This window comes from Sinorhizobium sp. (assembly GCF_059070375.1).
The window spans coordinates 2,092,463-2,107,500 of record NZ_JCACWC010000003.1; the positions used below are offsets into that span (position 1 = coordinate 2,092,463).

Below are 15,038 nucleotides of genomic sequence, written 5' to 3' on the forward strand. Positions count from 1 at the left end.
TGTCCTCCCTATTGGTTTCCGGCCATCAGGCGGTCGGTAGCCGCGCGGCCGGAAAGGCTGTTCAGTTCGAATCGCGCCGAATTGGAGCGCGGGTTCCATAGGCCGCGGTCGATCGCCTCCAGCAGCCTCTCCGATATTTCCGAAAGCGCGGCCGGGTTCTTTTCGCGCAGGAACCGGAGGACTTTTTCGTCGGCAATATAGGCCTGATAGGCTGCCTCGAAATGATGATCGCGCACCGCCCCGGTGGTCGCAGCGAAGGCGAACATGTAATCGATCGTCGCGGCGATTTCGAAGGCTCCCTTGTAGCCGTGGCGCATCACGCCGTCGATCCACTTCGGATTGACGACGCGGGCACGCACCACGCGGCCGATCTCCTCCTCGAGCGAGCGGATGACCGGCTTTTCGGGGCGCGAATGGTCGTTGTGGTAGATGGCCGGACGCTGACCGCCGAGATGCTCAGCCGCAGCGCTCATGCCGCCCTCGAACTGGTAGTAGTCGTCGCTGTCGAGCAGATCATGCTCGCGGTTGTCCTGGTTCTGGACCACGGCTTCGATCGAGCGCAGGCGCTCCTCGAAAAGGCCCCGCTCCGCCTTTCCATCCTCGCCGGCACCGTAGGCGTAACCGCCCCAGATGAGGTAAGCCTCGGCAAGATCGCCGCGCGTTTCCCAGTTCTTCTCGTCGACAAGCGCCTGCAGGCCCGCTCCGTAAGCGCCGGGTTTCGAACCGAAGACGCGATAGGAGGCACGGCGTCGAGCCTCGTTCACGTCGGCGCCCCGCTCTTCCCACCGCCGCGTTTCGGCACGCATGCGGGCGGCGATCATATTGTCGGCATCGTCCTCGTCGAGCGCGCCGACCGCGCGGACCGCCTTGTCGAAGAGTGCTATCTGCTCGGGAAAGGCGTCGCGGAAGAAGCCGGATATACGCAGGGTGACGTCGACACGGGGACGGCCGAGAACGGCAAGCGGAATGATTTCGTAGCCGGTCACGCGGCGCGAGGCCATGTCCCAGACGGGCTTTGCGCCGATCAGTGCCAATGCCTGGGCGATGTCGTCGCCGCCGGTACGCATGTTGGAGGTGCCCCAGGCCGTCAATCCGAAAGAGGACGGCCATTCGCCGTGGTCCTGCAGGTAGCGGCGGATAAGCAGCTCCGCCGATTTCCTGCCGAGCTCATAGGCGGCCGGAGTCGGCACGGAGCGGCTGTCCACCGAATAGAAGTTGCGCCCCGTCGGCAGCACGTCCGGACGGCCGCGCGTCGGCGCACCCGAGGGACCGGGGGCGACAAACCGGCCGTCGAGGCCGGTCAGCAGACCCTTGATTTCCGCCTCGCCGGAGCTCTTGATCGAAGGCTTCAGCCGCGTCTCGACCACGTCAAGTACGGCGCGGCTGTTGGTCCATCCCACCGGGCAGACGATTTCGCCTGAAACGAGCTTCGCTGCAAGCAGTTCGATGCGCTCGACGGTGTCGCCGGCGGTGCGCCATGGCGCATCCGAGAGGGCGGCGAGAAGATCGGGCTTCGGGCCGGCCCAAGGATCGGACATGACGCAATCGAGCGGGTCGAAGGGTTGCGGTAAAGCCACGTGCAATCTCAAGTCCGCCGCAATTGCCCGCTGCAGGCTCTGATCTCCGCCCTCACCCAGACCCCGCGGCACACGGGCGAGCGCGACCGTAAGATCGGTCAAAAGCCTTCCCTTCGGTGCCAGGCCGAAGATATGCAACCCGTCGCGGATCTGCATTTCCTTCAGGTCACAGAGATAGGCATCGAGTTTTTCGAGCGCCTGGTTCTCGCTGTCGCCCTTCTCGATGCCGGCGTCGTGGTCGAGGCCGATGTCGCGGACGAGATCGAGGATCTGCCGGCTGAGCAGCCTGAGCCGCCGGGGATCGCCGCCCGCAGCCTCGTAGTACTCGTCGACCAGCGCCTCCAGGTCCTTCAGCGGTCCGTAGGACTCCGCCCGCGTCAGAGGTGGCGTCAGATGGTCGATGATGACGGCGCTGGTTCGCCGCTTGGCCTGCGTGCCCTCGCCGGGATCGTTGACGATGAAGGGATAAAGATGCGGCATCGGGCCGAATATCGCCTCGGGGTAGCACTCTTCGGAAAGCGCCAGCGCCTTTCCGGGGAGCCATTCGAGGTTGCCGTGCTTGCCCATATGGACGATCGCATGGGCGCCGAATACCTCGCGCAGATAGGCATAGAAAGCGAGATAGCCGTGCGGCGGCACGAGGTCCGGATCGTGATAGGTTTCCTTCGGATCGATATTGTAGCCGCGCGCCGGCTGGATGCCCACGAGCACATCGCCGAAGCGCGCAAGCGGCAGAGCGAATACGCCGTCGATGTAGAAGGGGTCGGCCTGCGGCGCGCCCCAGCGCGCGGTCACTTCCTGCTGAATCTTTTTCGGAAGCGCTTCGAAGAAACCCTTGTAGTGATTCAAGGAAATCGTTTCGCGGATTTCACGGTCGCCGCTCGCCGCATTGGTCGGCCCGGCCATCAGAAAGCGGATCAGCGCGTCGCCGTCATCAGGAACATTGCCGACAGCATAGCCTTCTGCCGTCATCGCTTTCAGCACTTCGATCGTGCCGGCAGGCGTATCGAGACCCACGCCGTTTCCGAGGCGCCCGTCGCGGTTCGGATAGTTGGCCATAACGATGGCAACCCGGCGGCCCCGGGGCGGTGTCCGGCGCAGCTTCGTCCAATTGGCGGCGAGGCGCGCCGCGAAACGCGCGCGATCGGCAAGCGGCTCGTGTCCGACGATATTGGCCTCCACCAGCGGGTCGTAAGCCGAGGCAGCCTTGAAGGAAACGGCACGGGAGAGAACCCTCCCGTCCACCTCCGGCAACGCGACATTCATGCCGAGATCGCGGGCCATCAGCCCTTGAGCCGAAGCTTCCCAGGCCTCCCGCGACGAGCCGGAAAAGATGACCTGCAGCACCGGCGCGCCGCCTGATTCGAGCACGGTCGGCTGGCGGTCGGCGCCGGGTGCGGAAACGGCAAAGCCCGTGGCGTTCATCACGACATCCGGCACTGCTTCGGCGAAGATCGCTTCGACCGTGCCGATCGAGACCGGATCCTTGAGGCTGGAGACGAAAACGGGGAGCGCCCGCACAGCCTCGGCCGCCAGAGCTTCGATCAGCGCCTCCACCGGCTTCGTCTCTCCGCTCTGGACGAGCGCGCGGTAGAAGCAGATGGCGACGGTGGGTTCGTGTCCCGCTCTGTCCGCCTGACCGGGGGTTACAGCCGGACGCGTTTCGGACAGGCGCACCCATTCCTCGACGCCGATCACGCCCCTGCCAGGCCACCATATCCCCGCCTTGAGCAACGGCCGCGCCGGCTGCGGCTTGTCGCCGCCATCGATCAATGCCTGCGCGTAATCGAGGAACAGGCCGGCATTCTCCGCGCCGCCTTCGGTGCAATACGCCCAAAGGCGCTGCCGATCTTCCACCGATACGGTGGAAAACGGGTCGAGGCCCGGGTCCGGCTTGTCGTCGCCCGGCAACACGGCGATCTGGAACTTATTCGCAATCGCCGCGGCGTAGAGCGCCTCGAGGACGTAACGGAAGTAGCTCGCACCACCGAGCGGCCGTACGACGATCAGTTTCGCATGCCTCGCCGTGCGTTCGACGTAAGTGTCGACCGACATGGGGTGCATGAGATTCATGAGGCTGGCGATCCGCAGGCTTCTTGCGCCCGCGCGCTGACGATGGGCAGCCGCGATCGAGGCAAGCTCCGTATCGGCCGCCGACAGGAACAATATGTCGCCCGGGCTCTGTCCCAGGTCGATCGCCTCATTACCGTCGGCGATCGTTCCTTTCTGAGCTAGGAGGAGATGCATGGATGCTCCCTGGACTCCTCATTCAAAGTCGAAGCCATTTCACGCGAGCGCCGAAATCGCTGCGCGCACGGCGGGCTCGTCCATGTCATGCAGCCCGATGACGACGAGACGCGTGCCGCGTGTTTCGCCGGAAGCCCATGCGCGGTCGAAATACTGGTCGATGCGGCTGCCGACCGCCTGGACCAAGAGGCGCATCGGCTTGCCCGGAACGTCGACGAAGCCCTTGAGGCGCAGCACGTCGTGCTCTGAGATGACGCCTTTGAGCTTTTCGATGAAAGCAGTAGGGTCGGCTACGGCGCCAAGCTCTACGACGAAGCTGTCGAACTCGTCATGATCATGCTCCTCGCCTGCCTCATGCTCCATCTCGTGGTGAGACTTGCGGTTGACGATATCGCCCTCCGTACCCACTCCGAGCCCGAGCAGGATGGCGGCGGCTACCTCGCCGTTCCTCGCCTCGATCATCGTCGGCTTGCGGCTGATGCGGGAGGCCACCTCTTCGCGCACGGACTGCAGCCCCGCGGCGTCAATAAGGTCCGTCTTGTTGAGAACGATGAGGTCCGCGGCGGTGAGCTGATCCTCGAAAAGTTCTTCAAGCGGGCTCTCGTGGTCGAGATTATCGTCGCCGACGCGCAGCGCGTCTACCTTGTCGTGATCATCGGCAAAGCGGCCCGCGGCGACCGCCGCACTATCGACGACGGTGACGACGCCGTCGACCGTTACCTCGCTGCGGATGTCCGGCCAGTTGAATGCGGCGACGAGCGGCTGCGGCAGCGCCAGTCCGGAGGTTTCGATGACGATATGATCCGGCCGGTTCTCCCTCTCGAGCAGCTTCGTCATGGTCGGGATGAAGTCGTCGGCAACGGTGCAGCAGATGCAGCCATTGGTCAGTTCGATGATGTCCTCTTCCGAGCAGGCTTCCGCTCCGCAGCCCTTCAGCACATCGCCGTCAACCCCGAGATCACCGAATTCGTTGATGATCAGCGCGATGCGCTTGCCGTCGGCATTCTGCAGCAGGTTGCGGATCATCGTCGTCTTGCCGGCACCGAGAAAGCCGGTGATGACGGTAGCCGGTATTTTGCCCTGCGGCGCCCTTGCGAGTGTCATGAATCAACCCTTCATTTTCAGCGGCAGTCCGGCCGCGACAAAGTAAACTTCTGCGGATTTCTCCGCCACGATCTGGTGGAGCCGGCCGGCGTGATCGCGAAAGTCGCGCGCCATCCGGTTTTCCGGGACGATCCCGAGACCGACCTCATTAGAGACGAAAACGAGTCGCGAGCGCGCCGCGGGCAGAAAGGCGGCGAGCGCGGCGAATTCGGCGGCCATGTCGCGCTCCTCCATCATCAGATTGGTCACCCACAGGGTCAGGCAGTCTATGAGGACAGCCCGGCCGGGCTCATCGATGCGGCGAAGCAGCCCCACGAGATCGAGCGGTTCTTCGTGGGTGGTCCAACCCTTCCCCTGCCGAGTAGCCTGGTGAAGGGCGATGCGTTCCCGCATCTCCTCGTCGAAGGCCCGGCCGGTCGCAAGATAGTGCATCGGAGACCCGGTGGCCTCGACGAGTTTTTCCGCGAAGGTGGATTTTCCCGAACGCGCGCCGCCAAGCACGAGGATCGGGCCGAGATTGGAAATGTCCATACCGCCTGCCCTAGAGAAGGCTATAGCGGCAACGGCGCGCGCCGAGAACGCGTTCGATCGAAGACCTGTGAGCCACGACAACCTCCGTGCTGGCATCGGGGAGCATCTCCCCTCGGGCGGAATGCCCTGACGGATGGCAGGTCTCCTGGCTCACGGCGTCACGATCCTCATGGCCGCACGTTCGACGAACCGGCTCGGCCCGAAAAACGATGCGGCAAAAGACCGAACGGGCTCGCCTCGCCTTCCCGGCGTTTGCGGCATCGCGAAAGGCGGACGATTCGTAGAAGAAGAGGCGTCCTGCCTGGCTCATCGCAATGCCACGCCAGTGGCTTTTCCGACATGCCACCAAACTTCACGAGACTGCCCCATGCAGCGCGTGGAAATCCGGCGAAATGCCCGATGGCGAACCCTGACCGTTCTACAGTCGCGGGGTCGGCTGCGATAAAGGCGCCCGGCGTGGGTCCGCCCCGTCGCATTCCCATTTACTCCCTCGCCCCACCTCGGCACGAGGGAACCATCCATACTGCGTTAATTATGAAGCGGCGGCGGCAAAGTCAATCGACGGCCTGCGACACCGGGACCGCCGATTACGGCAGAAATGCGCTTTCGCGCCGGCTACCCCGAACGGGTAGGCAGACACTTCCGGCCCGGCCATGATAAGAATGAATGCTTGGGGTCCGGCGACATTGTGTCGATCCGGTTATCATTCACGTTCATGATCCGCGGACCACGTCGGCCGCAGGAGATCATCGTGGAGGGTGCGATGTTTCACTTGCGTCGTGCCGCAATCGCTGCTTTGGGCGCAGCGTTTTACGGTTCCATGCCGACGATTGCCGCCGAACCGGTTGGAGAAGCGGTCCGGATCAGGACGGTCGTCACCGGCAGCGGCGGGCCGCTCGTGGAGCGGGACGCTGTTCACCGGGACGAGCGAATAAGCACGTCCCGATCTGGGCTCGGCCAGTTCGTGTTCCGCGACGGCAGTAAATTGGCGGTGGGGGCAGGCTCTTCCGTCGTCATCGACAAGTTCGTCTTCAACGATTCGAAATCGGTGCAGCAACTCACCGTCGCCGCCGCCAAAGGCACGTTTCGTTGGATCAGCGGAAATTCGAAGCACTCGGCCTATCAGATCTTGACGCCTGCCGGAACGATCGGCGTACGCGGAACCGTGTTCGACTTCTACATCGGCAACGACGGAACGACGGCGATCGTTCTCCTGGAGGGCGCGGCCCGGTTCTGCGGCCCGGCAGGATGCCAGCAGCTCACCCGACGCTGCGATTGCGTGATCGCAAAGCGCGACGGCACCATGACGGACACGCACAAGGCCGGTCGCCGCACACTGGCGACACTCGGAAACCGGAAGGCCTTGCCCTTTCTTTCGGGCGACCAAAGACTTTCTGCCTCCTTCGGCAGCATGAGCGGCAGTTGCGGTATTTCAGCCGCGATCGAGATCAAACCGACCACGCCGGAACGGGCGCGGCCGCCCGAAAAAGCAAGCCCGCAAAAGGCGCCCCGCCCGGGCAAGACGCCCAGCAACGAGCCGGGCAAGCGTGGCCTCGACAAGGGGAAGAAGGGGCAGGACACGGGCAAGAAGGGGCAGGACACCGGCAAGAAGGGCCAGGATACCGGCAAGAACGGGCAAGTGGATACAGGCACGAAGAAGGGCCGCGGTTAGAGCACCAGGAAAAGTGTGTAACGGTTTTCCGTCCGGAAGTGCGTTGGATCAAATGGTCTCTCTATTCGGCGGATCTGACTTCGTCTGCGAACGGCAAAGGTTCACCGGCAAAGTGGTCTGTCCGGCGCCCGATGCGGCGGTAGAAATCCGATAATCCCCCGCACAGAGCCGGAGCCTTGAGCTTTGCGGCATTGACGAGTTCTCTGCGGGGCCGTGACCTTAAACGCATCGCCCCGATCAACTGTTCATGAATGCGCTGCAGCTCGGAAAACTCGGCCGAAGCGGCCATATGCTCGTCACCGATCACGGCGTATACGCGCGTTCGCGTGCTCTTGCCCTTCAGCGCCAGCGCCCCCGCCTCCAGCACGGCGCACCGTTCGCCCAAATCCGCCGTCGTCTCGGATATCAGAATATCGAAGCCGACGTCCTTGCAGGCGGCCTCGATCCGGGCGGCGACGTTGACCGCGTCGCCGACGGCCGAATAGTTGAAGTGCATCTCCGCTCCCATATTGCCGACGCAGGCAAGCCCGGTATGGATCCCCACACCGATCGCCACTTTTTGGTCGCTCCCGAAGCCGAAGGCATCGCTCTCGTTGAGGCGGGCGAGCGTCTCGCGCATGGCCAAGGCGGCGCGGATGGCTTTGCCGGGGTGATCGGCGACGTCGACGGGCGCATTCCAGAACGCCATGATCGAATCGCCGATGAACTTGTCGAGCGTGCCCTCATTGGCGATGACATGGCGGCTCAGCGCGTCGAGAAGCGTGTTGAGAAACCGGACCACCTCTCCCGGCGTCAGGCGCTCGCTGATCTCCGTGAAGTTGCGCACGTCGACGAACATGATCGTCAACTCACGATCGTCGCCGCCGAGACGCAGGGCGTCATGCGTATGCTCGATGCGATAGAGGAGCGAGGGCGACAGGTACTGGCCAAAGGCGCGCCGAACCACGCGCCGCTCCCGGTCTATGACCAGGAAACGATACGCGGTTGCCGCAAAATGGGTGATCGATCCGGCAAGGATCGGAGCCAGAGGGTCGAATAGCAGACCTGCATAGAGGAAGGCTGACCAGGAGGCCGCGAGGGCCAGCGCGGTTATCAGAAGGCCGCAGGCAAGCGCGACGGCCGGGCTGACGAAGGTGGTCAGCAGGACGAGCAGGCTGCCTGCAGCCGCGATCGCAAGGATTTCCAGCCCGTCCGCCCAATCCGGACGGGAGAGAAAACGGCCCGAGAGAACCTGTTCGACAGTCTGCGCGTGCAGCGACACGCCGGGCACGTCGTGTCCAAGAGCCGTGGTGCGGATGTCCTGCAGGCCTGCTGCCGACGTGCCCACGAATACGATACTGCCTTCGATCGCTGCCCTCGTTTCGGCGGAAACTCCGCCGGGCGCCAGCACCCGGCCGGCAGAGACATATCTTTCACCGCGATCGGGACTGACATAGAGCCAGAGTTCGCCCGCCGCGGTCACCGGCACCACGAATTCGCCGACCTTTATCAGCGTGATGGTATCAGCCGCATCCGGAGCACCCGCTACGATGTAGGTGGAAGCGCCCTGAGCCACGCGCAGCGCTTCGAGGGCCAGGTTCGGATAGAGTTGCTCGCCATCGCTCAACAGCAGCGGGACGGCGCGCACAACGGCCGACGGCCTGCCGGGATTGAGGCTGATATGGCCCAGGCCCACGGCACTGGCTTCGAGTTGTGGCCTCAAAGGAGTCGCAGCCGTAAGCCGCGGCGGCGCATCGAGCGGGCTTTCGCCGGTGAAGGCGAAACCCGCTTTCACCGGCGGCCGGTAGTTGCCTGCGTTGGAAAGGCCGAAACCGAGCACGACCGGCCGGTCGGCGATCGATCGGGAGAGTATCTCGTCATTGTCCGGCAGCCGCTCAAGGAGCGCCGGATCGACCCCGGCGACATCGCGCATGACGCTGCGCGGCGAAAGACGGTCGGGTTCGGAGAACAGGATGTCGAAGGCTATCACCGCCGCCCCCATTTCCGAGAGCCGGTCGACCAGTGCGGCAACGCGGTCGCGCGGCCACGGCCACTGGCCGAACTCTTTCAGCGATGCCTCGTCGATGTCGACGACGCGAACCGGAACGTCCTCGAAGCTGCGCGGCGCCAGGCGCTGATACTCGTCGAAAGTGAGATCGCGGGCGAGACGCAAAAGTGGCGGATCGCTTGCGCGCAGCACGGTGAGCGCCGCGACGATCACCAGGCCGATAATGACCCCTATTAGCTGCGTGCGTGCCATGGCAGCGCCCTTCGCCCGGACGCCGTCGCCATGCACAGCAGCGAAGAGGTCGTCCTACCCCAAAACCATGCTGCATTTTTCGCAAGGCGTATGCAACGGAGAACGTGACGACGGGTGTAAAGCCTCAGGTCCCGGTTGGAAGCACCTTGTCGAGAAATGCAAGCATGGCGCCGTTGAACACGTCGGGCCTCTGCAGCGGCGCAAAGTGGCTGACGTGTTCAAGCGCGATCAAGTCGGCTGCGGGAATGCTCCGGGCGAGATATTGGGCGTGCTCTCTCTTTATGAACTCGTCGTTCTCGGCCTGCACGATCGCGACCGGCACTCGGATGCCGGCGAGGTCGCCCGCCGAGTAATTGGGTTGCGTACTCATCATCTCGCTGACGGCCGAGACGAAGTCATCGAACTCATCAGGCGTCGCCGACAATTCGGCATAGTCTTTCCGGTGCCGGGCGAAGCAACGGTCGATAACGGGAGTGGCCTCGAATTCTGTCGCGCCGCTCGGGTCCATGTTGCAGGCGAAGAAGAAGACGCCGGCAACGCGCGTTGGAGCCTCGCTCGCAAGCACGAGGCCGATGCACGCTCCGTCGCTCCATCCCACCACGGCGAACTTCTGAAGCCCCAGCATGTCGGTGACGGCAAGGACGTCGGACGCCATCATTTCGTAGCTGTAGGGCCGTTCATCGCGCGTGCTGCGCCCATGTCCGCGGCTGTCGATGAGCACGACGCGACGGCCGGCCTCAAGAAGCGGCGCAAGCTGATAGCCCCAATTGCCGCTGTGGCCGAGGCCGCCGTGCAACAGGACCACCGGTGCTCCCGCGCCATATGTCGAATACCATATCCGGGCGCCATCGCGCTCCACATAGCCCTGCTCCGCGGCCGGAGGCAGAGCCGGTGCGCCCTGGGCTTCGAACTGCCGAAGATCGTCGTCGTATTGCTGCATTTCGATCCTTTCAACGAGCCGTTTTCTGCGCTTCAGACACGATACGGTCCGGGTGAGAAATGCCGAAAGGGCACGCCTCGTCCGGCCGGCCCTACCCCAAAAGCGTGCCGAGCCATGTCCGATCGAGTACCGCTTCGAGTTCCCCGGCAATCTCGTCGAGAGCCGCATCCACCGACTGGCGGTAATTGCCTCCCCCGCCTTCGATACCGAAGCTCTTGAGCAACGCGGAACGGTAGGCGTCGCTTGCGAAAAGACCGTGCAGATAGGTGCCCATCACGCGGCCGTCCGCCGACATCGCTCCATCCGGGCGGCCGTCGATCTCGACCGGCGCGCGGCTGCAATCGGCGCCGGTCGTCTTGCCGAGATGGATTTCGTAGCCTTCGAGCGCGACGTCGTATTCTCGCGACCAGGCGCGGCTGTTGCGAACCGTCTTTTCCGGAGCCATCTCCGTCTCGACGGAAAGCAGCCCCAGCCCCTCAATCGCGCGCTTGCCGCCCTCGATACCGAGCGGATCGGTAACCCGGCTTCCGAGCATCTGATAGCCGCCGCAGATACCGACGACCCGCCCACCGCGGCGCATATGCCGGTCGAGGTCCCGGTCCCAGCCCTGCCTGCGGAAATCCTCCAGATCGGCAATGGTGGACTTCGAGCCGGGTATGACGACGAGGCCCGCATCGTCTGGAAGCGGCGCCCCCGGCCGAACGAAGACGATGTCGACGTCCGGCTCCACGGCCAGGGGATCGAGATCGTCGAAATTGGCGATCCGCGACAGGACGGGGACCGCGACCTTCAGCGCCTTGCCGCCGCCCCGAGTCAGCCTCTCGAGGACGACGGAGTCTTCGGCAGGCAGCCGCCCGGCACTTTTCAGCCAGGGCACGACGCCGAAGCAAGGCCAGCCGGTAAACTGGCGGACCGATGCGATGCCGTCGTCGAAGAGCGTAACATCGCCGCGGAATTTGTTGATGAGGTAGCCGGTGACCATGCGCCGGTCGTTCTCCGGCAGGATCGCATGCGTGCCGACCAGGGACGCAATGACACCACCGCGGTCGATATCGCCGACGAGAACGACGGGTACGTCAGCGCGGGTGGCAAAGCCCATATTGGCGATGTCGCCGGCGCGCAGATTGATCTCGGCCGGCGAACCGGCGCCTTCGACGATCACGAGATCGGCGCCGCCTGACACCTGCTCGAAACTCTCCATGACAGAGCCGAGGAGCCTTGGCTTGAGAGCCTGGTATTCCCTCCCCTTGGCCTGGCCGGCCACCTTGCCCTGGATGACGATCTGGCTGCCCACGTCCGATTGCGGCTTCAGGAGCACCGGGTTCATATGCACGGAGGACGGCACGCGTGCGGCAAGCGCCTGGAGCCATTGCGCACGGCCGATCTCGCCGCCGTCGTCGGCAACGGCGGCATTGTTCGACATGTTCTGGGGCTTGAACGGTTTTACGCTGAGGCCATGATTGGATGCGAGCCGGCAGAGGCCCGCCACCAGTACCGATTTTCCGACATCCGAGCCGGTTCCCTGCAGCATGATCTTGCGTGTCATGCCTTTCCCGTAGCATCGAAACCGCCTGCCGCAAAGCTCCGTCCCGACGCGATTCCGCCATGATTGCGTCACCGGCGTTCGCGGTGCGTTTCCGGCCTTCTTCAAGCGTTCTGGAGCGGGAGGATGAAACCTGTGTGCGGTTTTAATTTTTAGGATCTGAAGATTCTCGCGAGCTAGCTCAATTGCGACATGCGGTGCCGAGCCTGGCATTCAAGCCGTCGCGGCAAGAGCCTATATCCGCGCCATCGAAACCCCGCCGGAAAATTGCCCGGTCTCCCAAGGTAGAAAGTCATGCTGTTCGTTTTCGGCAAACCCAACTTCGTTCAGATCGCCTGGAACTCCAAGGCGCCGAACGGCCAGTCCCGCGTCCGTAATGTGGTCGCGGAAGCGCCGGTCGGCCCACTCGGCCTCATCCGCACGTCCAACGTCGGATAAAGCGCCACGTCGCGTTCGAAACCGCCCCCTTTTCGGGGCGGTTTCTTCACGATTCCTGCCCTGACATGCAAAAGCCGCACCCAACCGTTGGAACGGAAGGGTGCGGCGATCAGATCGTTCCGCTGAATATCGGGTCCGGTACGCACTACCTGATCCGGACCTGCGGCAGTCGCCCGCCGCAGGCAGACAATTATCCCCACAACCTTACCGGATCGTTATTGAGGCCTTAACCAAAGGTGAATTTCGGCGATTTCGCCGTTCGCGTCCTCGGTACCGCGAGCTCGTCGCGGCGCAATATGCCGCCGGCGACCGGCGCCGGATCGAAAAGGTTGATTTCTCGACGCGAACACTTAGGCTTGCCGCAATGACAACGAAGTGGGCCGGCAGCTTCAGCGCGGGAGCGGTTAGGCGGCGCTCCATCCACCATGCGTGGCCGCAGTGACGTGAAGGTGTCGACGGACATGAAAAAACTCCTTGCTACCCTCATCCTCACGGCGGGCATATGGTCTCTGGCAGGCCCTTCCGGGGCTGCCGAATGCGGCGGCGTCAGCATCGCCGAGATGGACTGGGCCTCGGCGGGCGTCGCGGCTCACGTGGACAAGTTCATTCTGGAAAACGGCTATGGATGCAGTGTGAAGCTCGTCGCTGGCGACACGATGCTGACCTTCACCTCGATGAACGAGAAGGCAGAGCCCGACCTGGTGCCGGAGCTGTGGATCAACTCCGTACGCACGCCTTTCGATGCCGCAATCAAGGAAGGCCGCCTCGTCGAAGGCGCCAGGATCTTGAGCGAAGGTGGGGTCGAGGGCTGGTGGATTCCGAAGTTCATCGCCGACGCGCACCCGGACATTCGAACGGTGCAGGACGCGTTGAAGCACCCGGAACTCTTCCCTTCTCACGAGAACCCCGCAAAGGGAGCGGTCCACAATTGTCCTTCAACATGGAATTGCCGGTTCTCCACCGCCAACCTCTACAAGGCTCTCGAAGCGGACAAGGCCGGCTTCCAGCTGATCGATCCCGGTTCCGCTGCCGGGCTTGACGCGTCGATCGCCGATGCATTCGAGAAGAAGACCGGCTGGCTCGGCTATTATTGGGCTCCGACCGCCTTGCTCGGCAAGTACGAGATGACCTTGCTGTCTTTCGGCGTGGATCACGACAAGGCGGAATGGGACTCCTGCACTGCCGCCCCGAATTGCCCGACCCCAAAGGTAAACTCCTATCCGGTCTCGGACGTCTATACCGTGGTGACCAAGTCCTTTGCCGATCGAGCAGGCAGCGCCATGGACTACGTCCAGGCGCGGCAATGGGAAAACGCGACGGTAAACAAAATTCTGGCTTGGATGGATCAGAACCAGGGGACGAACGAAAGCGCCGCGCGCTACTTCCTCGAAAACTTCCAGGAGATATGGACGCAGTGGGTAGGCCCGGAGGTCGCCGAAAAGGTGAAGGCCGCGCTCTAGATCACTGTGATCTTCGGTCGGATCGGCGCGAAATCGTGAAGGTGATCGATTCCAGCGCCCCTTCGAGGATGCGGCTGCCTGATGCGCGACGCACGAGCCGCGCCTGCGTCGCAAACAGTAAAGCGGTCGGCGTGTTCCGCTGTCACAGTTCTGATGCAAGGAGCGGGAAGCGCCGCGAAAACGCAGTCGGCGTAAAAGCTCCAAGCCAAGAGAAGGGGAAAGGTTGTCCATGGCTAGTCACGCAATCGAGGTGAAAAACCTCTACAAGATTTTCGGCCCGCGCGGAGAGGATTACGTCAAACTCGTCGAGAACGGGATGGGTAAGGCCGAACTCAACGAAAAGCACGGCCACGTGCTCGGACTGCAGGACATCAACATTTCCATGCCGGGCGGCTGCATAACGGTCGTGATGGGGCTCTCGGGGTCCGGCAAATCGACGCTGATCCGGCACATCAACCGGCTGATCGATCCGACCTCGGGCGAAGTCCTCTACGACGGCGTCGATGTCTGCAAGATGAACGAGAACGACCTTCGCGCGTTCCGCCGTCACAAGACGGCGATGGTCTTCCAGAAGTTCGCACTGTTGCCGCATCGCACGGTTCTCGAAAACACCATCTACGGTCTTGAGATACAGGGTATCGATCGGCGCGAGAGCGAAAAGCGTGCGCTTGGCTGGATCGAGCGCGTCGGCCTTCAAGGCTTCGAGCAGCACTATCCGAACCAGCTTTCCGGCGGCATGCAGCAGCGCGTCGGCCTTGCCCGCGCGCTTACGAACGACGCCGACATCCTGCTGATGGACGAGGCCTATTCGGCACTCGATCCGCTGATACGCGTCGACATGCAGTCGGTCCTGCTCGAACTGCAGAAGGAATTGAAGAAGACGGTGGTCTTCATTACCCACGATCTCGACGAGGCCCTGAGGCTCGGCGACAAGATCGCCATCCTGCGCGACGGCCGCGTCGTGCAGCAGGGAACCGGCCAGGAAATCGTGCTCTCGCCAGCCGACGACTACATCACGGCCTTTGTGAAGGAAGTGAACCGCGGGCGGGTGGTCAACGTGGAGACGATCATGCGGCCGCTCTCCGGAAATCCGGAAGGCCTGCCGCTCGCCGTAGGCACCGTGCTCGAAGCGGCCGCTCGCACCATGACCGGCGCGCAAATAAGCAACGCCCATGTCGTCGACGCCAACGGTCGCCCGATCGGTGCGATCGACCTGCAGATGATCATCTCCGCCATGGTGACGCCCGTGCAGCATACCGACCGGCAGGCGGCTTGACTGGCTTTGAG

10 protein-coding genes are annotated in these 15,038 nt (G+C 63.4%); 4 read left to right on the plus strand and 6 right to left on the minus strand.

Annotated features, from left to right (window positions below; genetic code table 11):
• Positions 1-8: 8 nt before the first annotated feature.
• From cobN to cobU, 3 genes are read right to left on the minus strand one after another with little or no spacing between them, the layout of a single operon-like run.
• A complete protein-coding gene (cobN, locus tag AC5J09_RS22160; RefSeq protein WP_494298495.1) occupies positions 9-3,824 on the minus strand; it encodes a cobaltochelatase subunit CobN in 3,816 nt (1,271 codons plus the stop codon).
• A 39-nt stretch (positions 3,825-3,863) separates the two neighbouring features.
• Positions 3,864-4,928, minus strand: coding sequence for a cobalamin biosynthesis protein CobW (cobW, locus tag AC5J09_RS22165; protein ID WP_494298496.1), 1,065 nt, complete (start codon positions 4,926-4,928; stop codon positions 3,864-3,866).
• A gap of 3 nt (positions 4,929-4,931) precedes the next feature.
• The gene (cobU, locus tag AC5J09_RS22170; protein WP_100673749.1) at positions 4,932-5,459 is read right to left on the minus strand and encodes a bifunctional adenosylcobinamide kinase/adenosylcobinamide-phosphate guanylyltransferase; all 528 of its coding nucleotides are present in this window, start codon (positions 5,457-5,459) and stop codon (positions 4,932-4,934) included.
• A gap of 763 nt (positions 5,460-6,222) precedes the next feature.
• On the opposite strand from cobU, the gene AC5J09_RS22175 reads away from it, so the two are divergent.
• Positions 6,223-7,131, plus strand: a complete 909-nt coding sequence (locus tag AC5J09_RS22175; protein ID WP_324761923.1) for a FecR family protein — start codon at positions 6,223-6,225, stop codon at positions 7,129-7,131.
• Between the two features lie 61 nt (positions 7,132-7,192).
• On the opposite strand, the gene cyaD2 is transcribed toward AC5J09_RS22175, so the two are convergent.
• From cyaD2 to AC5J09_RS22190, 3 genes are all read right to left on the minus strand, one after another.
• On the minus strand, positions 7,193-9,370 hold the full coding sequence (gene cyaD2 / locus AC5J09_RS22180; RefSeq protein ID WP_275597768.1) for an adenylate cyclase CyaD2: 2,178 nt from the start codon (positions 9,368-9,370) through the stop codon (positions 7,193-7,195).
• 124 nt (positions 9,371-9,494) lie between these two features.
• On the minus strand, positions 9,495-10,310 hold the full coding sequence (locus tag AC5J09_RS22185; protein ID WP_324761925.1) for an alpha/beta fold hydrolase: 816 nt from the start codon (positions 10,308-10,310) through the stop codon (positions 9,495-9,497).
• Between the two features lie 91 nt (positions 10,311-10,401).
• On the minus strand, positions 10,402-11,856 hold the full coding sequence (locus tag AC5J09_RS22190; RefSeq protein ID WP_324761926.1) for a cobyric acid synthase: 1,455 nt from the start codon (positions 11,854-11,856) through the stop codon (positions 10,402-10,404).
• A gap of 291 nt (positions 11,857-12,147) precedes the next feature.
• Here AC5J09_RS22190 and AC5J09_RS22195 point away from each other — a divergent pair, with 291 nt between their 5' ends.
• From AC5J09_RS22195 to AC5J09_RS22205, 3 genes are all read left to right on the plus strand, one after another.
• On the plus strand, positions 12,148-12,291 hold the full coding sequence (locus AC5J09_RS22195; protein WP_010969600.1) for a hypothetical protein: 144 nt from the start codon (positions 12,148-12,150) through the stop codon (positions 12,289-12,291).
• Between the two features lie 461 nt (positions 12,292-12,752).
• Entirely contained in the window at positions 12,753-13,751 is a 999-nt protein-coding gene (locus AC5J09_RS22200) for an ABC transporter substrate-binding protein (protein ID WP_338283521.1), read from the plus strand.
• Between the two features lie 229 nt (positions 13,752-13,980).
• A complete protein-coding gene (locus tag AC5J09_RS22205) occupies positions 13,981-15,027 on the plus strand; it encodes a quaternary amine ABC transporter ATP-binding protein (RefSeq protein ID WP_100673754.1) in 1,047 nt (348 codons plus the stop codon).
• The last annotated feature ends 11 nt before the right edge of the window (positions 15,028-15,038 follow it).